Source organism: Xanthomonas rydalmerensis (genome assembly GCF_033170385.1).
GTDB lineage: Bacteria > Pseudomonadota > Gammaproteobacteria > Xanthomonadales > Xanthomonadaceae > Xanthomonas_A > Xanthomonas_A rydalmerensis.
Genome location: NZ_CP126170.1, coordinates 233,829 through 257,306, shown reverse-complemented (window position 1 = coordinate 257,306; position 23,478 = coordinate 233,829). Strand labels below are relative to the sequence as shown.

Here is a 23,478-nt window from a genome sequence, read left to right as displayed (position 1 = left end):
CCGCGCCGCGTCGCGCACATCGGCGCGACTGTACACAGGCCAAAATGTTGCAGCACGGCAATCGGTAACACTTTGCGTGCGCCTGTGTAGACGATCCGCGGCGCAGCGGCGGAGCCGTCTCGCGCCACTTCGCCGCAATGCCCCTCCCTCGTGGACTGCGCATCGATGCGGCGCACCACTGCACGCCGGCATCATGCCGGCGAGTGCGCTCAGGACAGCGGATGCGCGTCCAGGAAGCGGCGGATTGCCGGCACCAGCACCTCGTGCTTGTCTTCCAGCACGTAGTGGTTGGCATCTTCGAACGCCATCACCTCGGCCTGCGGCAGCGCGCGGCGGAAGCGCTCCAGGAAATGATGGTCGAAGCAGATGTCGCGCAGGCCCCAGCCGATGAAGGCGGGACGATCGGCGAACGATGGCAGCGCCTGCTCGGCTCGCTCCAGCAACGACCACGCCTTGTCCGCCGGCGACAGCGGAATGTCCTGCATGAAGCGGATGGTGGAAATGCGGTTGGCCCAGCTGTCGTACGGCGCCACGTAGGCGCGACGCACGTCGGCGGGCATGCGCCGCGACACGCCCAGCCACGACGCGCCCGAGGAGAACGCATTGAAGGTGCGGATGAACCACTCGCCCAGGCGCCAGTGCCGGCCCATTGCGATCTGCCACGGCATCGGCTTGGCCGCCGGCAGCGGGAATGCCGCGGTATTGGTGATGACCAGGCGCCGTACCTGCGCGTGGTGCGACAGCGCCCAGCCGAAGCCGATCATGCCGCCCCAGTCGTGCACCGCCAGCGTCACCGGCCCGTCGATGCGCAGATGCCGCAGCAGCGCGTCGAGGTCGTCCACGCGCGATTGCAGGGTGTAGTCGTAGCCAGGCCGCGCGCCCGGCGCATCGTCCGGCTTGTCCGACAGGCCCATGCCGATGTGGTCGGGCACGATGCAACGGTAGCGGTCCGACAACCCGCTCACCAAGGTGCGCCACAGATAGCTCCACGACGGATTGCCGTGCAGCATCAGCACCACCTCGCCGTCGCGCGGGCCCTCATCGAGATAGGACATATGCAGCCCCGGGCGGACCTGGAAGCGCTGCGGGGTGAAGGGGTAGCCGGGGTAGTTCATGCGTCGGCGCTTCTCGGGATGGAGACGAAGTGGATGTTGCATCGCTCGCGGCGCCTACGCCAATGACGAAGGCGCCGTGACGCTTCAGCGGGAGCCCGTTGTATCGGCGCCGCGCCCGAGCAATTCGAACAGGGGGAGATTTACATAATAGTTGTTGCGGCCGACCCGTCGCTTCTGCAGTACCCCGTCCTGCGCGAGGACATCGAGATACTTGGTTGCGGTCAGACGCGAGACGCTCAGGTCGCGCTGCACGAACTCCACGCGCGTGTACGGATGGTTGAACAAATTGTTGATCAGGTCCTGACTGTAGAACCGGTAGTTTTCGCGAACACGCTGCTTGGTATCCTGCAACAGCGTCGTGATCGCGACGATGGTAGCGACCGTCTCGGCAGCGATGATGGCGACGGCATCGAGCATGTACAGCACCCAGTCTTCCCAGGCATCGTCTTCGCGCACCGCCTGCAGCAGGCGGTAGTACTCGGGCTTGGTGCGGACGATGTGCCGGCTGAGGCACAGCACGGGAATGTCGAGCAGGCGCTCCTTGACCAGGTACAGCACGTTGAGGATGCGCCCGCTGCGGCCATTGCCGTCGTAGAACGGATGGATGCTTTCGAACTGGTGATGGATCAGCGCCATCTTCACCAGCGGATCCGCCGCGAACGGCGGCGCATCGTGGATGAAGCGCTCCAGTTCACCCATCAGGCGGACGACATCGTCGGCGCCTTGCGGCGGTTCGTAGACCACACGTCCCAGCCCGTCGCGCAATGCCGTTCCCGGAAGTCTGCGGAAACCCGCGCGGTTGCATTCGAGCTGTTCCTGGATGCCGACGATCGTATTGAGGGTCAGCAACCCCGATACCCGCACCTGATCGAATCCCGCGCACAGCGCTTGCCGATAGCGCAACACTTCCTTGATCGCAGTGCCGGTGGCATCGGCCGGATTGTCTTCGCGATACAGGTCGTCCTGGGTGGTGACGATGTTTTCGATCGCCGAACTGTCGCGCGCTTCCTGCAGGGTCAGCGTGTTGATCAGGATGTTCTGATTCGGAATGCTGGCTGCGACACCTTTCAGCTCCGCCAGACTGCGGCTGGCGATCGTGAGTCGCTTCAGGATCGCCGTGGTGTCGAAGCGGGCCGGATCCAGATGCTGTAAGGCGGAGAGGGGCATCGCGGCCGCCACATGCAAAGAAAAGCGGAGTTTAGATGTATTTCCGCATCAACATGCATAATTTCAGGCAGAAATTATGCACATTTGCGTCGCGAACGCCGCAGTGCCTGTTCCGCTTACCAGACCACCTCGGCCATCGAGCAGTTCAGGCCCGAGCCGATGCCCATCAGCGCGATCCGGTCGCCCTTCTTCAGGCGGCCCAGCTCGCGCAGCTTGCTCAGCACGATCGGCACGCTGGCCGGGCCGATGTTGCCGTATTCGCCGAAGATGGTCATGACCTTCTTCTGGTCGATGCCGAAGCTCTTCATGAAGGCCTTGGTGTGCGGAAGGCTGACCTGGTGGATGACGAACTGGTCCAGTTCGTCCACCGCCCAGCCCAGCGCCTGCCGCGCGGCGGCGAAGGTCTTCTGGCCCAGCTTGAGGCCTTCGATCAGCAGCATCCGGGTGTCGGTGACCATGCGGTCCATGTTGCCCCGGCACAAGGCGTTCCACTGCGTGGCCGAGCGGGTCACGCCGCCGCGGTAGCGCGGCGCATCCGGTGCCAGCTCGGTACGCGTCATCACCATCGCCACGGCACCGCAGCCCAGGGTCAGGGTCGCCATTTCGTCGCGGAAGGCGTCGGCGGTCAGGTCCTGCGAGGCCATCCGCTCCAGGGTCTTCTCGTACACCAGGTTGGCGGTCTCGCCATCGACCACCATCGCATAGTCGATCTCGCCACGCTCGATCATCCGCGCCGCGATGTCCATGCCGTTGATGAAGGCGAGGCAGGCGTTGGCGACGTCGAAGGTCATGCACTGCTCGCTCACGCCCAGATTGCCGGCGACGATGCTGGCGGTGGACGGCTCCAGGTAATCGCGGCTGACCGAGGTATTGACCAGCAGTCCGACCTGCCCGGCCTCGATGCCCGCATCGCCCATCGCCTTGCGCGCCGCCAGCGTGGCCACGTCCGAAGCCTGCAGGTCCTGGTCCCACATGCGCCGCGCGTGGACGCCGGCGATGTCGCCGAGCACGTCGGCGCGGATCCGCAGCCGGTCCAAGGTCGGCTGCAGGCGCGCATTGATCTGCTTGGAGGTCAGCGTATGCGGCGCGTCGATATGCGCCAGTCCCGCGATCGAGACGTTGGTGAAAAGCATCGAGGTGTACGCCAGGGTCAGGCGAGGGGGCGCCAATTCTAGCGGTTACACCGTTTTACCGCATCTTTAACAAATCCCCGAAAAGCGTATGGTCTGAGCGGTTCAGCGACCGCCACACTGGTAGGCGGTGAAGCGCTGGTCGCCGTCGACCGGGTCGCCCATGGCCTGCACAGTGTTGGCACCCACGCCGGGCGCCTCGTTGCGGGCCAGGGTCTCCAGCTCCTCGCGCACCCGCAGCGGGTTGCGCTGGTAGAAGCCGACGCTGCTCTTCACCGACACCACCACCTCACCGCGCTTCTCGCAGCCGCTGGCCGCCTGCCCCGGGGGCAGGACCCGCACGCCCTTGCCCTCTGGCGCCATCGGGACCCAGGTGCAGCCGGCGAGCGTGGCGAGCAGGACGAAAGCGATCGGTAGACGCATGGACAAGCCCGTTGGCAGGTGAATCCGGATTGTGCCGCAAAACGCTGAATCCGCCATGACAACGCCGGCGCACACCCGGCCACAGCGCGCGCCAGCCATCGCCGACGCGCGCCCGCCCAGATCAGCGTGGCGCCGGGGCCGCCGCCGCGCCGCCCTGCGGCACCCCGTCGGCATCGATCACCGTGACCTCGCCCAGCTTCAGCGCGCGCACCGGCGCCTCGATCTGCTTCAGGTCGCCCACCACCACCCAGGTCAGGCTGTTCGGATCGAGCATCGACGCCGCCTCGCGCACCTGCGCCGGGGTCATCGTCTCGATCTCGGCCTTGCGCCTGAACACGTAGTCGTCGGGGCGGCCGTAGCGGACGATGCCGCCGATCGCACCCATCACCGCGCTGGCGGTCTCGTAGGCACCGGGCAGGCTCAGGGTCTGGATGTTGCGGATGCGCGCCACCTCTTCCGCCGTCGGCGGCGCCTTGCCGTTGGCGAAGGTGCTGATCTCCTTGGACATCTCCTGCAGCGCCGGCGCGGTCTTGTCGATCTGTACCGGCGCCGAGGCGGTCCACGGCCGCTGGCCGAGCGCGCTGGCCGCGCCGCTGCGCGCGCCGTAGGACCAATGCTTGTTCTCGCGCAGGTTCATGTTCAGGCGCGAGGTGAAGTCGCCGCCGATCACGCCGTTGGCCATGTCGAAGCGAACCGCCGCCGGATCGGTGGTCGGCGGCACCAGTTCCGATGCGAATAGGTTGGCCTGCACCGCGCCGGGCTGGTCGATCAGGTACACGCGCGGCTTGGCCGGGCGCGCCACGCTGGCCGCGGCCGGCACCGACGGCGCCTGGCCCTCGCCCTTCCAGTCGCCGAACTGCGCGTCCAGCAGCGGCACGATCTCGCCCAGGGTGGTGTCGCCGACCACGATCACGGTGGCGTTCTCCGGACGCACCCAGTCGCGGTGGAAGTCGACCAGATCCTCGCGCTGCAGGGCCGCGATCGCCGCCTCGGTGCCGGTGCCGCTGAACGGGATCGCATACGGATGGCCGGCACCGTACAGCAGCGGCGGCAGCACCCGCATCGCCATGCCGTTGGGCTGGGCCTTCTCCTGGCGGATGCCGGCGATCCAGCTGGCGCGGATCCGCTCGATCTCGTTCGGCGCGAAGCGCGGCCGCCGCAGCATGTCCGCATACAGCGCCAGCGACGGCGCCAGGTTTTCCTTCAGCGCCGACAGATAGGCGTTGCTGCCGTCCAGCGAGGCGCCGGCGGACAGCGACGCGCCCAGGGCATCCGCCGCATCGGCGAACGCCAGCGCATCGCGCTCGCCGGCGCCCTCGTCGAGCATGCCCATGGCGAAACTGGCCGTCCCCGGCTTGCGCCCCTGGTCGGCACTGTAGCCGCCGCGGAACTCGTAGCTGAACTGCACCACCGGCACGTCGTGGCGCTCGGCCAGGATCACCGTGCTGCCGTTCTTCAGCGTGGCGCGCTGCAGCGCCGGGAACTTCAGCTGCGGGAACTGGGTGGTCTTGGGCGGGCCGGCGCTGCGGTCGACCACGCTGGGCAGGACGCGGTACTTGGGATCGGCCGGCGGCGGGTTCAACGGCGCCGGTTGCACGGTCGGCTCCTCGGCCAGGGCCACGCGCTCGCCCGGCTGGACCAGCAAGGTGTAGTCGCCCTTGCCCAGCCACTTGCGGCCGACCGCGGTCAGGTCGCGCGAGCGGGTGGAGGCGATGGTGGCCAGCGAGGTGCGGAAGCAGCCGGGGTCGCCGGTGTACACCGCGCACTCGGCCAGCACGTCGGCCTTGCCGCCGAAGCCGCCGATGCGCTCGACGCCGCGGATGAAGCCGGCACGGAAGGCGGTCTTGGCGCGCGCCAGTTCGGCCTTGTCCGGCCCCTTGTCCAGCAGCCGACGCACTTCCTCGTCGATCGCCGCCTCGACCTTGGCCGGGTCCACGCCCTGCTTGACCATGGCGATGATGCCGAAGCCGGAACCGAGCTGCGACGGCCATACCGAGGCACTGATCTGGTCGACCAGCTTGTCCTCGTGGACCAGGCGCCGGTCCAGCCGCGAGGACTTCGCGCCGCCCAGCACCTGCGCCAACAGTTGCAGGCGGTCGACATCCTCGGTGCCGGTCTGGGCCACGTTCCAGACGCGGTAGATCCGCGTCTGCGGCACCTTGTCGGTCATGGTCTCGCGGGTGGACTGGCTGCGCTGGGCGACGTCGACCTTGGGCTGGGCCATGGTCGGGCCGGCCGGAATATCGCCGAAGTAGCGCGTCACCTTTTCCTTGGCCGTAGCCACGTCGATGTCGCCGGCCAGCACCAGCACCGCGTTGTTGGGCCCGTACCAGGTGCGGAACCACTGCTTCACGTCGGCCAGCGAGGCCGCGTTGAGGTCGTTCATCGAGCCGATGACGGTGTGGTGGTACGGGTGGCCGGCCGGGTACAGCGCGCGGCTCAGCCGGCTCCAGGCCTGGCCGTACGGCTGGTTTTCGCCCTGGCGCTTCTCGTTCTGCACCACGCCGCGCTGTTCGTCCAGCGCGGCCTGGTCGATGGCGCCGAGCAGGTGGCCCATGCGGTCCGACTCCATCCACAGCGCCATGTCCAGCGCAGTGGTCGGCACGTTCTCGAAGTAATTGGTGCGATCGCTGTTGGTGGTGCCGTTCTGGTCGGTGACGCCGACCTGCTTGAACGGCTCGAAGAACTCGCCGTGGTGGTTCTCGCTGCCCTGGAACATCAGGTGCTCGAACAGATGCGCGAAGCCGGTGCGCCCGGCCGGCTCGTCCTTGGCGCCCACGTGATACCAGAGGTTGACCGCCACGATCGGCGCCTTGCGATCGGTATGCACCACCACTCGCAGCCCGTTCGGCAGGGTGAATTGCTCGTAGGCGATATCCACCGACGTGGCGGCGGCGGACCTTGCCGCCGTCGAGGGCGGCGCGTAGCTCAGTGCGCCGAGTGCGGCGGACAGGGCGACGGCCAGCAGGGCGCCACGCGGGCGGGTCGAGACGGTCATGCGGATCCTTCTTCCTTGGGGCCAGTAAACAGCCGGTGAACGCCGATCGTACCGGGCGTACCGCCCTGCGCGTATTCCGCCGTTGTCGCTGACGTCCTTCTTCGACGACGTCGCAACCGCACCAAGCGGGGCGGCTGCCGCCACGGAAGGTGCCGCAGTGTCCGCGTCCGGCGTACGCGAGCGCCCGGGTGTCCGCCGGCGGACACTTTACTGGAATCAATTCCCTTGCAAATACAGTTACTTGGAGTTGGCACGCAGCCTGCGTACATATCCTCGAACGCAACAGATGCCATCAGCAAGTGAACGAAAGCTTAATGAAACTGCGGAAAGCAAAAAAGCTCTTGCAGCCCCTGATTAGGTGTACTACATTACTACCACACCACTGATCAACAACACCAACGAGGCCCGCCATGAAAACCACCACCCTGCTCCTGACCGCCGCCATCGCCGCCCTGTTCGCCGCGCCGTCCTTCGCCGCCACGCGGATCGCCACCCTGGATGCCGTGCAGGTGCGCCCGTCGGCCGACCAGATCGCCCAGCACACCATCGAACAGGCCAGCGGCATCGCCACCCTGGCGGCGGTGCAAGTGCGTCCCTCCGCCGAGCAGATCGCCCAGCGCGAGGCCGAGCTGTCCAGCCGCATCGCCACTCTCGCCGCGGTGCAGGTGCGCCCGTCGGCAGACCAGCTGGCCGAACGCGACATGCAACAGGCCGCCGGCCAGCGCGTGGTGACCCTGGCCACCGTGCAGGTGCGCCCGGATGCGGACATGGGCAGCATGCTGGCGATCGGCGACGTGGTCGGCGACACGCTGGACACCGCGATGCTGCAGTTGCAGCCGAGCCTGCAGAAGCTGGGCCAGGACCTGGCGGTCGGCCTGGTGCGCTGAACCCGCACCAAGCCCTCCACGCCGGCGCGTACACTTCGCCGATGATCGCGACCCCAACGCTGCACGTTCTGCTGTACCATCCCGAGATTCCGCCCAACACGGGCAACGTCATCCGCCTCTGCGCCAATACCGGCGCGCAACTGCACCTGATCGAGCCGCTGGGCTTCGACCTCGGCGACCGCCAGCTCAAGCGCGCCGGCCTGGACTACCACGAATACGCACGACTGCAGGTCCACGCATCGCTGGAAGCGGCCCTGCAGGCCATCGCCCCGCGCCGCCTGTTCGCCCTGAGCACCCGCAGCAGCACCCGCTACGACACACCCGCCTTCGCCGACGGCGACGCCTTCCTGTTCGGCCCGGAAACCCGCGGCCTGCCGGACGCCGTGCTGGAACAAGTGCCCGACGCGCAGCGCCTGCGCCTGCCGATGCAGCCGCACAACCGCAGCCTCAACCTGTCCAACGCGGTGGCCGTGGTGGTGTTCGAGGCCTGGCGACAACTGGAATTTCCCGGCGCCGACTGAGCGTAGGGCACGCGCCCGGAAGCGAAGATGCTTCGATCCAGGGGCAGCGAAAACATCCGTAGCCTCTTCCTCCCGATCGCGCCGCGTCCAGCTTGAAGCCCATGACGCTCCGTTCCTACACTGGATCTCGGCGCATCCTCTGCATCCAGCGAGAACGCCGCCCGTCGTGCCCCATCAGGTTTCGCGAATGGCATCGAACACCCAACCCGACGCCAGTGACTGGGTCAGGATCCGCCGCGACCGGGAGACCGGCATCGAAAGCGTGCATGCGCATTTCCGTGGGCATGCCTACGATCCGCACGATCACGACGAAGTGCTGGTCGGCGTGACCCTGCAGGGCCTGCAGCGCTTCCGTTGCCATCGTTCGCTGCACACCAGCACGCCCGGGCGCGCGATCCTCATCGAGCCTGGCGCGGTCCACGACGGACATGCGCCCGCCGAGGACGGTTTCACCTACGCGATGCTCTACCTGCCTCAGCGCTGGGTGGCCAGCGCACTGCAACGCCTCGGCCAGGAGGACATGTCCGCGCTCCATCCGGCGTTCCGCACGACCCTGGCCGACGACGCGGCGCTGAGCGCGGCAATATGCCAGGCCTTCCTCGCGATCCATCAACGCGAAGGCCGGCTGGCGCGGGACCAGAGCCTGGACCGCATGATGCGTCTGCTGTCTCCGCAACTGTCGGCCGAGGCGCAGCGCCCGTGCGCGTCCACGCCAACGGTGGCGCGCGCCAGGGATTTTCTGCACGCGCAGATGGAACGCGACGTCAGCCTCGATGAGCTTGCCGACCACGCCGACCTGGATCGGTTCCGCCTCACCCGGCAATTCCAGCGCACGTTCGGCCTCTCGCCGCATGCCTACCTGATCCGGCTGCGCCTGCGCGTTGCCCGTGCCCTGCTGGCGGATGGACAGGAACCGGCGGACGTGGCGCTCAAGGTCGGATTCGCCGATCAGAGCCATCTGGGCCGCTGGTTCAAGCGCGCCTACCGGCTCACACCGGCCGCGTACCAGCGGCAATGTGCCGGCGGTGCTGCACAGACGTTCTAGAACGCGGCGGCGGCAACTCGGACCATGGCCGCGTCATCCAGACTGCGGAGTTGCACATGTTCGACACCAAAGTGGCCATCATCGTCCGCAACGACCTGGCGATGTGGCAGCGCCTGAACGTCGCCGCCTTCCTGGCGACGGGCGTCGCCGCGGCCGCCCCCGACGCCATGGGCGACCCTTACATCGATGCCAACGGCCATCGCTACGGCTGCCTGCTCGGCCAGCCGATGCTGGTGTTCGAAGCCGATCTCGACGGGCTTCGGGCCGCGCACCGGGTGGGGTTGGCCCGCGAGATCACCGTGCTGCCGTATGTCTTCGCCATGTTCTCGACCGGCCATGACGCGGCCAATCGCCAGGCGTTCGCGGCGGAAGATCCTGTCGCTCTGAACCTGGTGGGGCTCGGCCTGCGCGGACCCAAGAAGGCCATCGAAAAAGCCACCAAGGGCCTTGCACTGCATCGTTAGACGCGCGCTGGCGCAGGCGAGGCGTCAGGAGAGATCGTGCAGATCCTTGCCCAGCACCGGTCCCAGGCTCCAGTCGGAGAAGCGGACGATCAATCCCTCGCGCTCCGGCGTGCAGGTCATCGGGCCGACGAGGTAAGAGGACGCAACCGGGAACGGACACAACCGCACCAGCGGCCAGTACTTCGCGTCGCGCGAGACCTGCAGGCGCAGCACCCCCTTGTCCACCGTGGCGCGCATCCAGAAGTCCGAGGCGTCCGCTTCGTACGGGCCGGTGGCCCAGTCCGAGCGGCCGTCGGTCAACACGCTGCTGAGCATCGGGCGCCCATCGCTCAATTCGATACCGGCCTTCACCCAACGCCGCTCGTCGACCCGGACCATGAGGCCGGCCTGATCGTAGAGTTGCTCGAATTTTCCGCGGACGCGGAGCTGGCAGGTGAAGCGCGCGGGCGCGGCGATGCCGAGAAAGTGCCCGCTGTCGCGGGTGAACCCGTAGTGGGTTTCGCGCCAGAAGTCGCTGCCCTTGGCGGTGACGACCTCGAGCACGCCGTCGGGCAGGATCCGATGGACCTTCGGTGCATTGAGCCAGGTGCCCGCCTCCCAACCGGAAGGCGCCACCGCGCGTGCCCCGGTGGCCAGCACGACGCCACCGGCGGCGAGGCCGCCCAGGGTCGCCCGGCGGCCGATATCCACGTCCCGCTCCCCGGAATTCGCCATCGCTGTGCTCCTCACGTTGCTGTTTCGGAGGCGCCATCGCTGCGATGGCCTTCGTCGACCTCATCGGCGAATTTGTACATCCGTACCAATTGAGGTGTCAACCGCGAACTGCGATCATCGGCCTTCGTCGAAACAGCGTTGGACAGGCATGAGCGGCAGGACCTGGCGCCAGGATCCGCACCGGAAGGAAGCGATCGAGCAGGCCGCGCTGCGGGTGATCCTGGAGCACGGCGTCGCAGGCACCACGTTCCGCAAGGTCGCCGAGGAAGCCGGCGTTCCGCTCAGCGCCACCACGTATTACTTCGGCTCGATGCACGCGCTGCTGGTGGCCGCGTTCACCCGTTTCTCCCAGGAGGTGTCCACCGACTTCGCCGCCGAAATCCGCACCGCGCAGAACCACGCGCAGGCTTGCGAGGCGGTGGTGAACATCATCTTCGCCGAGGGCACGGCGTCCCCGCGCGTGCTGCTGCTGAGCTACGAACTGTATGCCTTCGCCCGCCGGCATCCGGAGATGACCGCGATCATGCAGCAGTGGATGGCCAGGAGCCGGGCGGCCCTGGAAACGCATTTCTCCGCTACGGCATCCGCCGCCATCGACGCCTTCATCGAAGGCGCGACGATCCACCGCTCGGTCGTGCACATGGACAGACGGCGGGTGCACGATGCGATCGAGAAGCTCGCCGCGCTGTAAAGAGTGATCGCGCGAGCGAAGCGCGTCGCAGCCGGCGATGGCACGCCCGAATCAGGACTTCGTTGTTCTGAAAGAACCGGATGCCCGCCCAAACAATGCACCTCACCCGCCTGAACGGGGCGTTTAATTTATGCACTAGTTAGTTTGGGATTCAGGGCGAGTTCGGGTCGCTAACGGATAATTTACATATCGGCAGCGAACGGCCCCACGCCTCAGCGCCGACAAACCTAATAACGAAGGTACCCGATTATGAAGACCTCTCTGCTTGCTCTCGGCCTCCTGGCCACCCTGCCGTTCGCCGCTTCGGCTGCCGAAGGCCTTTCCTACAACTACGCCGAAGCCGGCTACGTCAAGACCGACGCCAACGGCGGCGACGCCGACGGTTGGGCGGTGAAGGGTTCCTACGCGTTCCACCCGAACTTCAGCGTGTTCGGCGACTTCAACCGCCAGAAGACCGACTTCGGCGACGTGCGCGTCGACCAGTGGCGCGTCGGCGCCGGCTACAACCACGAGATCGCGACCAGCACCGACCTGGTGACCCGCGTGGCCTACAACCGTTTCGCCCCGGAATACGGCACCAAGTTCAACGGCTGGAGCGCCGAAGCGGGTATCCGCACCGCGTTCAACCCGTACCTGGAAGTCTATGTCCTGGGTGGTTACGAGGACTACCTGAAGAAGGACGGCATCAATCCGGAAGGCGAGTTCTACGGCCGTCTGGGTGCCCAGGCCAAGCTGAACCAGAACTGGGGCCTGAGCGCCGACCTGAAGATGGACCGCAACGGCGACAAGGAATGGTTCGTCGGCCCGCGCTTCAGCTGGTAAGCGTTGCCTAGCGCTGCGCGCGTCGTCTCTCTCTCCCGCCGCGCGCGGTTCGGAAAGCCCGGTCCCACGACCGGGCTTTTTTTTGCCTGTCGATCCGGCCGTCGTCCATTACGCGCTGGCGTGCAGATACGCAAACGCCCGGCCAGGCCGGGCGTTTTCGTTTCCGGCAGTGGGCCGGATCAACTGAACAGGGTGGTCGGGTACTCGGGCTTCTGTTCGCGCGCCAGCAACTGCTGCAGGCCGACCGCCGGGGTCAGTTCGCCGTGCAGGACCGCGCGCACCGCATTGGAGATCGGCAGATCGATGCCGTGGCGCTCGGCCTGGCGCATCACCTCGTCGGCGGTCTGCACCGACTCGACCACCTGCCCGATCGCACGCACCGCCTCCTGCAGCGGCTGCCCACGCCCCAGCGCCAGACCCAGCCGGCGGTTGCGCGACAGGTCGCCGGTACAGGTGAGCACCAGGTCGCCGAGTCCGGCCAGGCCCATCAGGGTCTCCGGCTTGGCGCCGATCGCCGCGGCCAGCCGCAGCATCTCGTTGAGGCCACGGGTGATCAGGCCGGCACGGGCGTTGAGGCCCAGCTCCATGCCGTCGGCCACGCCGGTGGCCACCGCCAGCACGTTCTTCATCGCCCCACCCAGCTCGGCGCCGACCATGTCGTCGCCGGTGTAGGCGCGGAAGGTCGGGCCGTGCATCGCGTCGGCGACCTGCTGCGCGAACGCGGCATCGCCGTGCACGGTCACCGCCGTCGGCAGGTCCAGGGCCACTTCCTTGGCGAAGGACGGGCCGGTGACCACCGCCAGCGGCACCGCCTCGCCGAGGATCTCCTGCGCCACTTCGTGCAGGAAACGCCCCGATCCGGGCTCGAAGCCCTTGGTCGCCCAGGCCACGCCGGCTTGTGACGGGCGCAGCGGCGCCAGCTGGCGCAGGGTCTCGGTGAACGCATGCGACGGCACTACGACCAGGATCCAGTCGGCGCCGTCGATGGCCGCCGCCAGGTCGGTGGTGGCCTGCAGGCCCTCCGGCAGCGCGATCCCCGGCAGATAGCGCGGGTTTTCGTGGCGCTGCCCGATGGCCTCGGCGACCACGGCATCGCGGCCCCACAGCACGGTCGGATACCCGTGCCGCGCGGTGAGCGACGCCAGCGCCGTGCCCCAGGAGCCGGCGCCGAGGACGGCGATCTTCTTCTTGGCGTTATCGCGCATGCGCAACGGCGAACGCGCTCAGGCGTTGCCGGCCGGCTCCGAATCGGCCAGCGACTGACCCTCGCCCTGCTGCGCACGCTGGCGCAGGGTCTCGGCGTACAGGGCCTCGAAGTTGATCGGCTGCAGGAAGAACGGCGGGAAGCCGCCGGCCTGGATCAGGTCGCTGACCAGCGAACGCACGTACGGGAACAGGATGCTCGGGCACTGGGTGCCGAGCAGCACGTCCACCGCCTGCGGGTCCAGGCCGACCAGGCCGAACACGCCGGCCTGCTGCACTTCGGCCACGTAGGCGGTCTTGCCGCCGGCGGTGCAGGTCAGGGTCACGGCCAGCACGACTTCGAAGGCCTGCTCGTTCAGCTGCTGCACGCGCTGGTTGAGGTTGAGCTGCAGTTCCGGCTGGGCGTTGTCGTTGAACACCGACGGCGCGTTGGGGGACTCGAAGGACACGTCCTTGACGTAGATCTTCTCGATGGTGAAAGCGGGGCCGGCCGCGGCGTCGGCCGGCGCCGCGGCGCCGTTGTTGGTGAGGTCGGACATTGCGTGACTCCGGTGGATTCGGTGACAGAAAGAAACGGGATTATCACACGCCGGCCGCGACCCTCGGGTCCGGCCGGACGCGGTCTCAGCGGCCCTTGACCAGCGGCAGCTCGGCCTGCTGCCAGGCGGCGATGCCGCCCTCCAGCACGTAGACCTGCTCGAAGCCGGCCTTCTTCAACTGCTTGGCGGCGCCGTCGGCAGTGGTGCCGGTGCGGCAGACCAAGACCACCGGCTGCGCCTTGGCGTTGGCCACCAGCTTGTGCTCGGGGCCGAACTGGCTGGCGGTGGCATTGCGGCTGCCGGCAATGTGACCCTTCTCGAAATCGGCCGAGGCCGACAGGTCGACCAGCACCGCGTTGCCGGCGTTGATCAGGCGGGTCAGCTCGGCCGGCCGCAGGCTCTTGTAGCCACGGAACAGGCGCGCCACTTCGGTGACGATCAGGGCGATGGTGAGGCCCACCAGGGCCAGGGCCAGCATCGGGTTGCGGCCAGCGAAGGCCAGCAGTTCTTCGAAGTTCACGGGACTCGGGGGCGGGAAGCGGGCGCCGATTGTCGCACAGCTCGGCGACCGCGCTACTGGCCGTTCCACAGGTCCGGCAGGCCGTCCTGCAGCCACCAGGTCTTGGCCTCGGGATCCCAGCGCCAGCGCTCGCGGTAGCGGACGACGCGTTCGGCCTGGGTATTGCGGTTGATCACGCCCAGTTCGATCTCGCGCAGCGCCTCGCCGTCGCCCACCGCGGCGCCGCCGACCTTGTAGGAGGAGACCTGGATCTGCCGGTAGCGCTCCAATTGCAGGTCGGTCAGCGGATGCGCCTGGCGGTAGGCCGGATCCACGACCTGCCAGGCGGTTTCGAACTCGCTCCAGCGGACCGCGGCGGCGTAAGCGGTCTGCAGGTCGTCGAGCTTGCGCTGTTGCGCGCGGCTGCCGGCCACGGCCGCGCCGGTCCAGCCCAGCAGCAACAGCAGCGCGAGCGCGCGGAACATCGAAGGCATGGTGGCGTCCAGGGCGGCGCGCGGGGCGCGCGATCCGCGCATCCTACCCCTTGGCGATGGCCACGAAGCGACCGCTCAGGGTCGCTGCCGCCGCCTCGCCGGGGACACCGACCTGGGCCTGGATGCCGATGCGGGCACGGCCGCGCTGTCGGAAGGTGTTCACGAACACGTCCCAGTCGCCCTCGGGGTCGGCAGTGGCCTGGGCGTGCAGATCGGCGTACAGCGGCGCCAGATAGCGCACCTGGCTGTCGGCGACATAGACGTCGGCCTGCAGGCCGGCGCGGTGCAGTTCGCAGTTGACCAGTCCCCAGCCGGCCAGGGTCATCACCGAGCCCAAGCTGCCGCCGAAGGCGTTGCCCTTGTCGTTGATGTTGGCCGTCAGCGGTGCGACCAGCTGCAGGCGCTGGTCGGCATAGCCGTGCACGGCGACCTGCAGCGCGGCCACCGGCGGCATGGCCTGGAACTGCCGTTGCAACTGCTGCAGGAACGCCTCGAAGGAAAGATCCGCTGCCATGGTGCGATTGTGCTGCCGGTGGGGGCTCGCATAATGCCTGGCATGAGCGCGCATGCAACCGCCGCCCCGGCCTGGACCCTGATCTCGCTGCGCCCGCAGGGCGAGCACGCACCGCTGCGACGCGCCGCGGCGCGCTGCGGCGGACGCGTGCTGGCGGTGTCGCCGTGGCGGCTGCGGCCGCGCGCCGATCCCGCCACCCGTGCGGCCCTGGCCACGGCGCTGGACGCGCCGCGGGTCATCGTCAGCAGCCCGGCGGCGGTGCGCGCGGCAGCGGCGCTGCAGCCGCTGGCGGCACGTCCAGGCCAGTGCTGGCTGGCGGTGGGCGCAGGCACGGCGCGCGCGTTGCACGAGCACGGCATCGCCGAGGTGGCGACGCCGGCGCGGATGGACAGCGACGGCCTGCTGGCGCTGCCGGCACTGGCCGCGCGCGACCTGCCGGTGGGACTGATCACCGCCCCCGGCGGGCGCGGCCTGATCGCCGCGCACCTGCAGGCGCGCGGCACCCCGCTGCTGCGCGCCGACGTCTATGTCCGCGAACCGGTGCAACTGCGCCCGGCCGACCTGGCCCGCCTGCGTGCGGCACCGCCCGGGGTGCTGGCCTTGAGCAGCGGCGAGGCGCTGCAACAGGTGCTGGCGCAGTTGCCCGAGGACCTGGCGCAGGCCTGGCGCACGCGGCCGGTGGTCGCGGCCAGCGCGCGCCTGGCGACCCTGGCGGCGGACCTGGGATTCGTCGACGTCGCGCAGGCGGCCGGCCCGATGCCGGAGCAAATGGTGGCCGCCGCGGCGGCGATCGTAACGCGCTTGCCACCTCGCTGAACGCGGACCTGCGCCCGGGTTGCGGCCGCGGTGCCGATCACGCCATGCTCCGGCGGTGCCGCGCCGACCGCCGCCTTGCTCGCGACGGGCGACGGCCCTCAGGACGCTGCCGATGACCGACGAAATCCCGATCACGCCTCGCCGTTCCACACGCTGGATCTGGTTGCTGCTGGTACTCGCCACGCTGGCCGCGTTGGCGTTCGCCGGCTGGCGTGGCTGGGACTGGTGGCAGGCGCGCAGCGCGCGCGAACTGGCCCAGCAATCGGACCTGCAGCAGCAACTGCAGGCCTTGCAGCAGGCCCAGGACAGCCTGCGCCGCGACCAGCGCGCCACCGTGCAGCGGTTGCAGGACGCTGCCAGCACCAACCGCGTGCTGCGCGATGAGATGCTCGGCCTGAGCCAGCGCAGCGCGCTGCTGGAGGCCAATGTCGCCAAGCTCGCCGATTCCAACCGCCACGGTGCGCAGGCGCTGCGCCTGGACGAGGTCGAGTTGCTGCTCAACCAGGGCCAGCAGCGGCTGCTGCTGGCCGGCGATGCGGCCGGTGCGCGCCGCGCCTACGCCCTGGCCAGCGGTGTGCTGGACGGCATCGACGATCCGCAATTCCTCAACCTGCGCCAGGCGCTGCTGCAGGAACGCACCGCCCTGGACGCGCTGGGCGATGGGCCGCAGGCGCGCCTGGCGGCGCAACTGGATGCCTTCTCTGCCAGCCTCGCCGCCCTGCCGACGCAATTGCCGGAAAACGCACAACAGCCGCTGTGGCAGCGCGTGCTGGCGCCGCTGGTGAAGATCCGCCCCTCGCAGGGCGGCGTGTTGGTCGCCAGCTCGGAGCGAGTTGCTGCCCACGATGCGCTGCAGCTGGACCTGACCCTGGCGCGCGCGGCGCTGGAACGCGGCGACACGCGCGGCTATCGCAGCGCACTGGCCGGCGCCGGGCGCTGGCTGTCGCGGCTGTGGCCGGAGTCGCCGCAACTGCGCGAACGCCGCGCCGCGCTGCGCACTCTGGCCAACGCCGATCTGCGCCCGACCATTCCCGAACTGGGAACCACCCTGCAGCAGTTGCGCGCGATGCGCGACGCAAGGAGCCCGTCATGAAATCCCTCCGTTCCCTGATCGTGCTGTTGATCGTCATCGCGCTGGGCGTGATCGGTGCGCAATGGCTGGGGCAGGACCAGGTGCGCCAGTTGGGCGAGGTGATCGTGCGCGTCGGCGGCACCGATTACATCGCCTCGCTCCCACAGGCCTCGCTGCTGCTGGTGATCGCGTTCCTGGCGCTGTGGCTGGTGTGGAACGTGCTCAGCTTTCCGTTCCGCGCCTGGGGTCGGCGCCGCCGCAAGCAGTCGCGCGCACGTCTGCTCGATGGCCTGGCCGCCGCCCACGCCGGCCAGTGGACGCGGGCCGAGAAGCAACTCAACGCTGCCGCCGAGGACCCGGAGGTGACCGCCATCGCCCTGATTGCCGCGGTGCGCGCGGCCGATGCGCGTGGCGACCGCGAGGCGACCGAGCGCCATCTGCGGCGCCTGGGCGAACGCGATGCCGCCGCGCATGCACTGTTGCAGGCCGAACTGCACCTGGAGCAACAGCGTCCGGTCGATGCGATCAATGCGCTGGACGTGGCCGCGGCACAGCCGCTGCCGCCGCGCGGGCTGTTGCTGCGCACCGAGGCGCTGACCCGCATCGGCCGCGCCGGCGAGGCCTACGGCCAGCTCGGCGCGATCCGCCAGCAGCAGGCCTTGCCGCTGGAGGCGATCGCCACGCTGGAAACGCGTCTGGCCGCGGCCTCGCTGGACCAGGCCGGCGACGCCAATGCCCTGGCCGAGCGCTGGGAAAGCCTGCCCAAGTCGCTGCGCAGCGAGCCGGCGGTGGTCGCCGCCTATGCGGTGCGCGCGGCGGCGCTGCGCTGGGACGATGCGGCACTGCGCAGCCTGGAGCAGGCGCTGGACACGCGCTGGGACGAAGGCCTGGCCGCGCTGTACGGACGCCTGCCGGTGGAGAAGTACGATTCGCGTCGCGCCAGTGCGCAGCGCTGGCTGCAGGCGCATCCCGAGAGTCCGGCGCTGCTGCTGACCCTGGCGCGCCTGGCCCGCCACCAGCAGCAGTGGCCGCAGGCCGAGGAATTCCTGCATCGCGCGCTGGCGCTCGGCGCCGGTGCCGAAGCATGGGAAGTGTTCGGCGACGGCTATGCCGACGCCGGCGACATGCTCGCGGCGCAGCGCTGCTACGCCAATGCGCTGCGCGTGCAGCGCGGCGAACCCGCGCTGGCGTTGCCCGAGCCGGTCGCCCTGGTGACCCCGATCGCGGCGGATCCGGACAGCACGGAACGCCGCGACGACCATGGGTTCCCGCGGCTGGAAGGCTGAGTCCGGTACGACCGCTAGCGTAGGAGCGGTGCGCTCGTCTCTTCGGGATCAGCCGCGAGGCGCACGATCTGGAATGCCCGCCGTGGCGACAGGGCGTCCCTGATCACCTGCTTCGCCACACTCAAGCAGCATGCGGTGTGCTGCTTGGCGCGACGGGCGTTCCTGGTAGAGCCCGTCGCGGCTGAAGCCGCTCCTACAAGACCCCCGGCGCGTCCTGCTGGTCGCTGGCGAAAACGCATGCTGGATGCCACCAGACGCGGCGGCACACCCGCATCGCATCGCTCCGGGACCGACGCGCAACTGCAACGACCCCAGGAGCGCGGCAGGATGCAAGGTTAACGGCGTGTGGCCATGGCCGCCGCGCCTCGATCATCCGGGCCAGGAGCCGTATAGCACCCGATGGGACCGGCCGACTGCCCGCGTCCGCTCGCTCAGCGCCGCAAGGCCGGCGGCAGTGCCGGCAGGCGCGCCAGGAACGCGGGTGCCAGGCCCTTGTAGCGCGCATAGCGCTCGTCCATGCGCCGTGGAACCAGGATGCGTGCGCCGAACATGCCCCAGATCAGCATCACCAGGAACACGGCGCCTCCCAGCCAGAACCCGCCCTCGTCGCCGACGGCGAATCCCAGCACCGGACCCACTAGGAAGGCAGCGGCGCTCAACAGGATGAACCGGTTGCGCCGGCGGCGATGCTCTGCGCACATCCCCAGCACGTGGCTGCTGCGCTTGCGCGCGACCAACGCCGCGATCGCATAGACCAGGATGCTCACCAGGATCAGTGCGTACCAGCCTGGCGCGTGCCAGTAGAAGGTGCGCTTCTTCAGCTCGTCGTTGCGTAGCGCCACCCCGCACTTCACGCAATGCGGAGGGAACGGCGCGTCGCGCAGGCACAGCAGCTCGTTGCCGTCGCGCCATAGCGTCTCGCCCGGCAGCGGCGGCAGGCTGGACGAGGTGGCGACGCTTGGCGCCTGGTATGGATTGAAACTGCCCTGCTCGGTCATGGCCTGCGCCCCCTGCGCGCCGTGTCGCCCGCGTGGCGCGGACGAATCGGCGGGCATGGTAGCGCGGCCGATGCACGCCATGAGCGCCTTCGATCGGACGGCGTCAGGAGTGGCCGGCGGCCGAGACCGGCGCGTGGGACGAGCACGGGCGCATGCTCACGCACGGCCCGCGGACGCGCTCAGCGTTCGACGATCGCCACCACGCCCATGCCGCCGGCGGTGCAGATCGAGATCAGCGCGCGGCCACCGCCGCGTTCGACCAACTGCTTGGCGACGGTGGCGACGATGCGCGCGCCGGTGGCGGCAAAAGGGTGGCCAGTGGCCAGCGACGAGCCCACCGGATTGATCTTGGCAGGGTCGATCTGCCCCAGCGGCGCGTCCAGGCCAAGCCGGGTGCGGCAGTAATCCTCGCTCTCCCAGGCGCGCAACGTGCACAGCACCTGCGCGGCAAAAGCTTCATGGATCTCGTAGATGTCGAAGTCCTGCAGGCGCAGGCCATGGCGCTTGAGCATCTCCGGCACGGCCACGGTCGGGGCCATCAGCAGGCCTTCGCCGTGCACGAAATCCACGGCCGACACCTGCGCATCGCGCAGATAGGCCATCGGCACGTGGCCATGCGCCTGCGCCCATTCTTCCGAGGCCAGCAGCACCGCGGCGGCACCGTCGGTCAGCGGGGTCGAATTGGCCGCGGTCAGGGTGCCGCGGCCGCTGACCTTGTCGAACGCCGGCTTCAGCGTGGCCAGCTTCTCCAGCGAGGTGTCCGCGCGCAGGATGTTGTCGCGCTCCACGCCGCGGAACGGCGCGATCAGGTCGGCGAAGAAGCCGCTCTCGTAGGCGGCGGCCAGCTTGTGGTGCGAGGACACCGCCCAGGCGTCCTGCGAATCGCGGGAGATGTTCCACTGCTTGGCCATGTCCTGGCAGTGGTCGCCCATGCTCTTGCCGGTGCGCGGCTCGGCCACCCCGGGGAACTCGGGCTTGAGCTCGGCGAACTTGAAGCCGCGGGTCAGCGCGCGCAGCTTGTCGCCGGCGCTCTTGGCGCGGTTGGCCGCCAGCAGCCGCGCGCGCAGCTTCTTGCCGTAGACGATCGGCACTTCGGAGGTGGTGTCCGAGCCGCCGCCGATGCCCGACTCGATCTGCCCCAGCGCGATCTTGTTGGCCACGGTGATGATGCTGTCCAGGCTGGTGCCGCAGGCGCGCTGCAGGGTGATGCCCGGGGTCAGCGGCGACAGCCCGGAGGACAGCGCGGCCTCGCGGCCCAGGTTCCAGTCGCTGGAGTGCTTGATCACCGCACCCATCGCCACTTCGCCCAGCTGCTGCCCATGCAAGCCGTAACGCTCGACCAGCGCGCCCAGCGTGCGCACCGACATGCCGAGGTTCCCGACATCCGCATACGCCGTGTTCTGCCGGCAAAACGGAATGCGGACGCCGCCGAGAATGGCGACGGGACGGGCTGCTGGCATGGGATTACCTCGCGCGAGGGGAGTCGGGGACATGGCCTGCACGTTAGCGCAGGCATAATGAAGCGAGTGTAGCTATGCGCCCGCGACGGGCCAACCGCCAATCCCCATGACCGAAGCCTTCGCCAACAGCCATGCCCGCGGGGTCATCGCCCTGGAATTGTCCTCCGGGCGCGAACCGGCGCATCCGGCGCTGCCGCACACCCAGGCCGCCGAACTGGCCGAGAAGGTCGGCCGCGACCTGGCGCAGCTGGTGCCGGCGGTGCGCGATCTGGAGCTGAGCCTGGCCGGCGCGCATTTCGACCCGGCCGAAGCATTGCGACCGGGCTGGCCGCTGCACCGGCGCCTGGAAGAACTCAGCGCTCGTGCGCCAGGCCGCGCCGATGGCCCGCGCCTGCTGGCCTTCGGCACCGATGCCGACGGCAGTGTGCCGCTGCCATTCCAGGCCGACGCCGGTCTGCGCGGCGGCGCGCTGCGGATCGTGCCCTTCCTGCTCAGCGGCCCCGACGACACCGTGCAGGCGGTGGCCGCGGCGCTGGAGGAGGTGCTGCTGGCGCAGGGCATGGCCCAGGCCGACACCGCGCTGCTGGCGCAGCAGGGCTTTGGCGCGCAGGTCGAGCACGCCCGCTACCTGACCGGCAACGACCTGGCGGCGATGATGTCGATGCAGTACGACAACCAGGGCCTGGCGCCGCTGTGGCCGCTGATCGAGACCGCACTGCTGGCGCCGGACCAGGAAGAATGGCTGCAGGCCCCGCCCGAGCCGCTGCTGCGCTACCGCGGCGGCGAGGTGCGCATGGCCCTGTTCGATCCGGCCAGCTGGTGCGCGCACTACGCCTACGACCGCCAGGATTGCGAACGCCTGCAACGGGTCTACGAGCAGTATCTGGCCCGGCAGCGGCAACTGGCCGCGGTGCTGGAGGCCCACGGCCTGCCCGTGCTGTACGTGCACTGCGAGAGCGGGCAGGACGCGAAGCAGGCGCTGTTGGCGGCCTGAGCCGCGTTGGCATGGCGCCGGGACGTGCACCGCCCGGCCGGAGTACGCGGACCGACCTGCCCTTCGAGCGGACACGCGCTACGTCGACACGACGATCCCGGTCCGGCTACAGGACCGACATGGCGACATGGCCAGATGTGGGCGGACATCGGCGTGTCGCATCATCCGCGGCATTGTCTGAGCACCGCGGCGTTGTCGCGGTATACCCGTGCTTGATTCTTAGCGAGAACATCCATGCACAACGTACTGACCGTGGAAGCGCTGTGCGCACGCCAGCAGGCGGGCGAACACCTCACGTTCGTCTACTTCTGGGGGCACACGCCGAAGCAGGCCGGCGCCATCGACAGCAGTTGCTTCAGTCAATGGTTCGAGGCGCCCTTCGTGCTCGATTCGGTGTCCTACCCGACGGCCGAGCACTACATGATGGCCGGGAAGGCGCGGCTATTCGGCGATCACGCAGCCTGCGCCCGCATTCTGGCCGCATCCCATCCAAAGGAAGCCAAGGCGATCGGGCGGGAGATCCACGGTTTCGATGAACCGACCTGGCGCGACGCCCGCATGCAGTTGGTAATCGAGGGCAACCTGGGCAAGTTCGGCCAGCATGCGGCGCTGAAAGCCTTCCTGTTCGGGACCGGGGATCACGTGTTGGTCGAAGCCAGCCCGGTCGACCGGATCTGGGGCATCGGCCTGGCCGCGGACGACCCGCGCGCAGCCGACCCGAGGACGTGGCAGGGCGAGAATCTGCTGGGCTTCGCCCTGATGCAGGTCCGCCAGCAGCTGGCGGAATCAGGTCATCACTGATCGCGGCGCTGCTGCATCACCAAGACGCGGCCCGCCGCGCCGCCGATTGCCCAGCGGCGTTGAGGCAGGTCGACATCCAATACCCGGGGACACCGGCGCCCGCACACGCGGACGCCGGCATCGTGACCATCCAGCGGCTGCTTACTGCGCCGGCGCGGCCGCGGCGTCGCCCTTGATCACGCCGCAGGCCAAACGGCCGCCGGCATTGCCGGTGGGCTGGCTCTTGTAGTCGTCCGGGTCGGCGTGGACGATCACCGCGTGGTTGAGGATGTCGAAGCCGTCGCCCTTGCCGATGTTGACGTTGTTGGACACCGCCGCATCGATGGTCGCCTTGCCCTCGGCATCGGCCTTGAGGTTCGGCATGTCGCCGCCGTGGTGCGGATCGCTGCCGACCTGGCCGTGCTCGGTCTTGGCCGGATTGAAGTGGCCGCCGGCGCTGCTGCCGTCGGGCGCGCTGCAATCGCCGAACTCGTGGATGTGGAAGCCGTGCTCGCTGTTGGGCTTGAGCCCGGTGATGGTGCCGGTGACGTGCACGGCGCCGTCGACGGTGGTGAACTTGACCTCGCCGGCCACTTCGTTGCCCTGGGTCGGGCTGAGCGAGGCGCTGGCGCTGCCGCTGGCGTTGGGAGCGGCCGGCGGTGCACTCGCCGCGGGCGCAGCGGCAGGTTCGGGGGTCGCCGCCGGCGTGGTTGCCGGCTCTTCGCGCTTGCAGGCGCTCAGCGCCAGGGTGGTGGCCAGGAACAACAGACTGGGAAGGGTACGACGCACGGGGGTTCTCCTTCGTTGCAGAGCCGCAGGATGCGGACGGACCTCCCAGGCGGACCC

25 protein-coding genes are annotated in these 23,478 nt (G+C 69.0%); 11 read left to right on the top strand and 14 right to left on the bottom strand.

All coding sequences use genetic code 11. The features are described 5' to 3' along the window. Positions 1-209: 209 nt before the first annotated feature. From QN245_RS01080 to QN245_RS01060, 5 genes are all read right to left on the bottom strand, one after another. Positions 210-1,115, bottom strand: coding sequence for an alpha/beta fold hydrolase (locus QN245_RS01080; protein ID WP_317844323.1), 906 nt, complete (start codon positions 1,113-1,115; stop codon positions 210-212). Between the two features lie 84 nt (positions 1,116-1,199). Then, positions 1,200-2,282, bottom strand: coding sequence for a Fic family protein (locus tag QN245_RS01075; protein WP_317844322.1), 1,083 nt, complete (start codon positions 2,280-2,282; stop codon positions 1,200-1,202). A 116-nt stretch (positions 2,283-2,398) separates the two neighbouring features. Beyond that, entirely contained in the window at positions 2,399-3,415 is a 1,017-nt protein-coding gene (locus tag QN245_RS01070) for a 3-oxoacyl-ACP synthase III (protein ID WP_160964646.1), read from the bottom strand. Between the two features lie 102 nt (positions 3,416-3,517). Further along, positions 3,518-3,835 (bottom strand): DUF4156 domain-containing protein, encoded by a 318-nt coding sequence (locus tag QN245_RS01065; protein ID WP_017907737.1) that lies wholly within the window; start codon positions 3,833-3,835, stop codon positions 3,518-3,520. A gap of 121 nt (positions 3,836-3,956) precedes the next feature. Further along, positions 3,957-6,833 (bottom strand): M16 family metallopeptidase, encoded by a 2,877-nt coding sequence (locus QN245_RS01060; RefSeq protein WP_317844321.1) that lies wholly within the window; start codon positions 6,831-6,833, stop codon positions 3,957-3,959. Positions 6,834-7,243: 410 nt separating this feature from the next. Between QN245_RS01060 and QN245_RS01055 the strand changes: the two genes are divergently transcribed. The 4 genes from QN245_RS01055 to QN245_RS01040 all read left to right on the top strand — a co-directional run bounded on the left by QN245_RS01055 (position 7,244) and on the right by QN245_RS01040 (position 9,750). Beyond that, a complete protein-coding gene (locus QN245_RS01055; protein ID WP_317844320.1) occupies positions 7,244-7,720 on the top strand; it encodes a hypothetical protein in 477 nt (158 codons plus the stop codon). Between the two features lie 41 nt (positions 7,721-7,761). Next, positions 7,762-8,241 (top strand): tRNA (uridine(34)/cytosine(34)/5-carboxymethylaminomethyluridine(34)-2'-O)-methyltransferase TrmL, encoded by a 480-nt coding sequence (gene trmL, locus QN245_RS01050; protein WP_317844319.1) that lies wholly within the window; start codon positions 7,762-7,764, stop codon positions 8,239-8,241. Positions 8,242-8,428: 187 nt separating this feature from the next. Further along, complete coding sequence (locus QN245_RS01045; RefSeq protein WP_317845424.1) at positions 8,429-9,286, top strand: AraC family transcriptional regulator; 858 nt, start codon at positions 8,429-8,431, stop codon at positions 9,284-9,286. A 56-nt stretch (positions 9,287-9,342) separates the two neighbouring features. Next, the gene (locus QN245_RS01040; protein ID WP_317844317.1) at positions 9,343-9,750 is read left to right on the top strand and encodes a DUF2000 family protein; all 408 of its coding nucleotides are present in this window, start codon (positions 9,343-9,345) and stop codon (positions 9,748-9,750) included. Positions 9,751-9,774: 24 nt separating this feature from the next. Here QN245_RS01040 and QN245_RS01035 read toward each other — a convergent pair whose 3' ends face one another. Then, on the bottom strand, positions 9,775-10,464 hold the full coding sequence (locus QN245_RS01035; RefSeq protein WP_317844316.1) for a DUF1349 domain-containing protein: 690 nt from the start codon (positions 10,462-10,464) through the stop codon (positions 9,775-9,777). 148 nt (positions 10,465-10,612) lie between these two features. Between QN245_RS01035 and QN245_RS01030 the strand changes: the two genes are divergently transcribed. Next, positions 10,613-11,155: a TetR/AcrR family transcriptional regulator gene (locus QN245_RS01030; RefSeq protein ID WP_317844315.1), complete on the top strand. Its 543-nt coding sequence runs from the start codon at positions 10,613-10,615 to the stop codon at positions 11,153-11,155. A gap of 249 nt (positions 11,156-11,404) precedes the next feature. Beyond that, on the top strand, positions 11,405-11,977 hold the full coding sequence (locus tag QN245_RS01025) for an OmpO family porin (RefSeq protein WP_048490709.1): 573 nt from the start codon (positions 11,405-11,407) through the stop codon (positions 11,975-11,977). A 179-nt stretch (positions 11,978-12,156) separates the two neighbouring features. Here QN245_RS01025 and QN245_RS01020 read toward each other — a convergent pair whose 3' ends face one another. From QN245_RS01020 to QN245_RS01000, 5 genes are all read right to left on the bottom strand, one after another. Then, on the bottom strand, positions 12,157-13,182 hold the full coding sequence (locus tag QN245_RS01020) for an NAD(P)H-dependent glycerol-3-phosphate dehydrogenase (RefSeq protein ID WP_317844314.1): 1,026 nt from the start codon (positions 13,180-13,182) through the stop codon (positions 12,157-12,159). Between the two features lie 18 nt (positions 13,183-13,200). Continuing rightward, positions 13,201-13,719 carry a protein-export chaperone SecB gene (gene secB, locus QN245_RS01015; protein WP_017907745.1) on the bottom strand — a complete coding sequence of 173 codons (519 nt, stop codon included), beginning with the start codon at positions 13,717-13,719 and terminating at the stop codon, positions 13,201-13,203. An 85-nt stretch (positions 13,720-13,804) separates the two neighbouring features. Continuing rightward, positions 13,805-14,239: a rhodanese-like domain-containing protein gene (locus QN245_RS01010; RefSeq protein ID WP_019797227.1), complete on the bottom strand. Its 435-nt coding sequence runs from the start codon at positions 14,237-14,239 to the stop codon at positions 13,805-13,807. A 53-nt stretch (positions 14,240-14,292) separates the two neighbouring features. Then, complete coding sequence (locus tag QN245_RS01005; RefSeq protein WP_317844313.1) at positions 14,293-14,712, bottom strand: hypothetical protein; 420 nt, start codon at positions 14,710-14,712, stop codon at positions 14,293-14,295. Between the two features lie 43 nt (positions 14,713-14,755). Next, a complete protein-coding gene (locus QN245_RS01000) occupies positions 14,756-15,226 on the bottom strand; it encodes a YiiD C-terminal domain-containing protein (RefSeq protein WP_317844312.1) in 471 nt (156 codons plus the stop codon). 42 nt (positions 15,227-15,268) lie between these two features. Between QN245_RS01000 and QN245_RS00995 the strand changes: the two genes are divergently transcribed. From QN245_RS00995 to QN245_RS00985, 3 genes are all read left to right on the top strand, one after another. After that, positions 15,269-16,042 (top strand): uroporphyrinogen-III synthase, encoded by a 774-nt coding sequence (locus tag QN245_RS00995; protein ID WP_317844311.1) that lies wholly within the window; start codon positions 15,269-15,271, stop codon positions 16,040-16,042. A gap of 112 nt (positions 16,043-16,154) precedes the next feature. Then, the gene (locus QN245_RS00990) at positions 16,155-17,135 is read left to right on the top strand and encodes a uroporphyrinogen-III C-methyltransferase (protein WP_317844310.1); all 981 of its coding nucleotides are present in this window, start codon (positions 16,155-16,157) and stop codon (positions 17,133-17,135) included. Further along, the gene (locus QN245_RS00985; RefSeq protein ID WP_184450201.1) at positions 17,132-18,400 is read left to right on the top strand and encodes a heme biosynthesis HemY N-terminal domain-containing protein; all 1,269 of its coding nucleotides are present in this window, start codon (positions 17,132-17,134) and stop codon (positions 18,398-18,400) included. The genes QN245_RS00990 and QN245_RS00985 overlap by 4 nt, the downstream gene beginning before the upstream one ends. 431 nt (positions 18,401-18,831) lie before the next feature. Here the strand turns inward: QN245_RS00985 and QN245_RS00980 are convergent, their stop codons facing one another. Both QN245_RS00980 and QN245_RS00975 read right to left on the bottom strand, forming a co-directional pair. Beyond that, positions 18,832-19,398, bottom strand: a complete 567-nt coding sequence (locus QN245_RS00980) for a hypothetical protein (protein WP_184450203.1) — start codon at positions 19,396-19,398, stop codon at positions 18,832-18,834. Positions 19,399-19,577: 179 nt separating this feature from the next. Then, positions 19,578-20,858, bottom strand: a complete 1,281-nt coding sequence (locus tag QN245_RS00975; protein WP_317844309.1) for an acetyl-CoA C-acetyltransferase — start codon at positions 20,856-20,858, stop codon at positions 19,578-19,580. Positions 20,859-20,964: 106 nt separating this feature from the next. Here QN245_RS00975 and QN245_RS00970 point away from each other — a divergent pair, with 106 nt between their 5' ends. Next, positions 20,965-21,852, top strand: coding sequence for a hypothetical protein (locus QN245_RS00970; protein ID WP_160964676.1), 888 nt, complete (start codon positions 20,965-20,967; stop codon positions 21,850-21,852). A gap of 234 nt (positions 21,853-22,086) precedes the next feature. Continuing rightward, the gene (ybiA, locus tag QN245_RS00965; protein WP_317844308.1) at positions 22,087-22,653 is read left to right on the top strand and encodes a riboflavin biosynthesis intermediates N-glycosidase; all 567 of its coding nucleotides are present in this window, start codon (positions 22,087-22,089) and stop codon (positions 22,651-22,653) included. A gap of 141 nt (positions 22,654-22,794) precedes the next feature. Here ybiA and QN245_RS00960 read toward each other — a convergent pair whose 3' ends face one another. Then, positions 22,795-23,421: a superoxide dismutase family protein gene (locus QN245_RS00960; RefSeq protein ID WP_317844307.1), complete on the bottom strand. Its 627-nt coding sequence runs from the start codon at positions 23,419-23,421 to the stop codon at positions 22,795-22,797. Positions 23,422-23,478: the final 57 nt, after the last annotated feature.

What these genes read in the sequence shown, in the direction of transcription:
- QN245_RS01020 (WP_317844314.1), bottom strand. Translation starts at nt 13,182, where the DNA reads ATGCGCGATAACGCCAAGAAGAAGATCGCCGTCCTCGGCGCCGGCTCC.
- QN245_RS00985 (WP_184450201.1), top strand. Translation starts at nt 17,132, where the DNA reads ATGAAATCCCTCCGTTCCCTGATCGTGCTGTTGATCGTCATCGCGCTG.
- QN245_RS00990 (WP_317844310.1), top strand. Translation starts at nt 16,155, where the DNA reads ATGACCGACGAAATCCCGATCACGCCTCGCCGTTCCACACGCTGGATC.
- QN245_RS01045 (WP_317845424.1), top strand. Translation starts at nt 8,429, where the DNA reads ATGGCATCGAACACCCAACCCGACGCCAGTGACTGGGTCAGGATCCGC.
- QN245_RS01075 (WP_317844322.1), bottom strand. Translation starts at nt 2,282, where the DNA reads ATGCCCCTCTCCGCCTTACAGCATCTGGATCCGGCCCGCTTCGACACC.
- QN245_RS01005 (WP_317844313.1), bottom strand. Translation starts at nt 14,712, where the DNA reads ATGCCTTCGATGTTCCGCGCGCTCGCGCTGCTGTTGCTGCTGGGCTGG.
- ybiA (WP_317844308.1), top strand. Translation starts at nt 22,087, where the DNA reads ATGCACAACGTACTGACCGTGGAAGCGCTGTGCGCACGCCAGCAGGCG.
- QN245_RS01065 (WP_017907737.1), bottom strand. Translation starts at nt 3,835, where the DNA reads ATGCGTCTACCGATCGCTTTCGTCCTGCTCGCCACGCTCGCCGGCTGC.
- trmL (WP_317844319.1), top strand. Translation starts at nt 7,762, where the DNA reads ATGATCGCGACCCCAACGCTGCACGTTCTGCTGTACCATCCCGAGATT.
- QN245_RS01055 (WP_317844320.1), top strand. Translation starts at nt 7,244, where the DNA reads ATGAAAACCACCACCCTGCTCCTGACCGCCGCCATCGCCGCCCTGTTC.
- QN245_RS01070 (WP_160964646.1), bottom strand. Translation starts at nt 3,415, where the DNA reads ATGCTTTTCACCAACGTCTCGATCGCGGGACTGGCGCATATCGACGCG.
- QN245_RS00995 (WP_317844311.1), top strand. Translation starts at nt 15,269, where the DNA reads ATGAGCGCGCATGCAACCGCCGCCCCGGCCTGGACCCTGATCTCGCTG.
- QN245_RS01035 (WP_317844316.1), bottom strand. Translation starts at nt 10,464, where the DNA reads ATGGCGAATTCCGGGGAGCGGGACGTGGATATCGGCCGCCGGGCGACC.
- QN245_RS01080 (WP_317844323.1), bottom strand. Translation starts at nt 1,115, where the DNA reads ATGAACTACCCCGGCTACCCCTTCACCCCGCAGCGCTTCCAGGTCCGC.
- QN245_RS01000 (WP_317844312.1), bottom strand. Translation starts at nt 15,226, where the DNA reads ATGGCAGCGGATCTTTCCTTCGAGGCGTTCCTGCAGCAGTTGCAACGG.
- QN245_RS01040 (WP_317844317.1), top strand. Translation starts at nt 9,343, where the DNA reads ATGTTCGACACCAAAGTGGCCATCATCGTCCGCAACGACCTGGCGATG.
- QN245_RS01030 (WP_317844315.1), top strand. Translation starts at nt 10,613, where the DNA reads ATGAGCGGCAGGACCTGGCGCCAGGATCCGCACCGGAAGGAAGCGATC.
- QN245_RS01060 (WP_317844321.1), bottom strand. Translation starts at nt 6,833, where the DNA reads ATGACCGTCTCGACCCGCCCGCGTGGCGCCCTGCTGGCCGTCGCCCTG.
- QN245_RS00980 (WP_184450203.1), bottom strand. Translation starts at nt 19,398, where the DNA reads ATGACCGAGCAGGGCAGTTTCAATCCATACCAGGCGCCAAGCGTCGCC.
- secB (WP_017907745.1), bottom strand. Translation starts at nt 13,719, where the DNA reads ATGTCCGACCTCACCAACAACGGCGCCGCGGCGCCGGCCGACGCCGCG.
- QN245_RS00970 (WP_160964676.1), top strand. Translation starts at nt 20,965, where the DNA reads ATGACCGAAGCCTTCGCCAACAGCCATGCCCGCGGGGTCATCGCCCTG.
- QN245_RS01025 (WP_048490709.1), top strand. Translation starts at nt 11,405, where the DNA reads ATGAAGACCTCTCTGCTTGCTCTCGGCCTCCTGGCCACCCTGCCGTTC.
- QN245_RS00975 (WP_317844309.1), bottom strand. Translation starts at nt 20,858, where the DNA reads ATGCCAGCAGCCCGTCCCGTCGCCATTCTCGGCGGCGTCCGCATTCCG.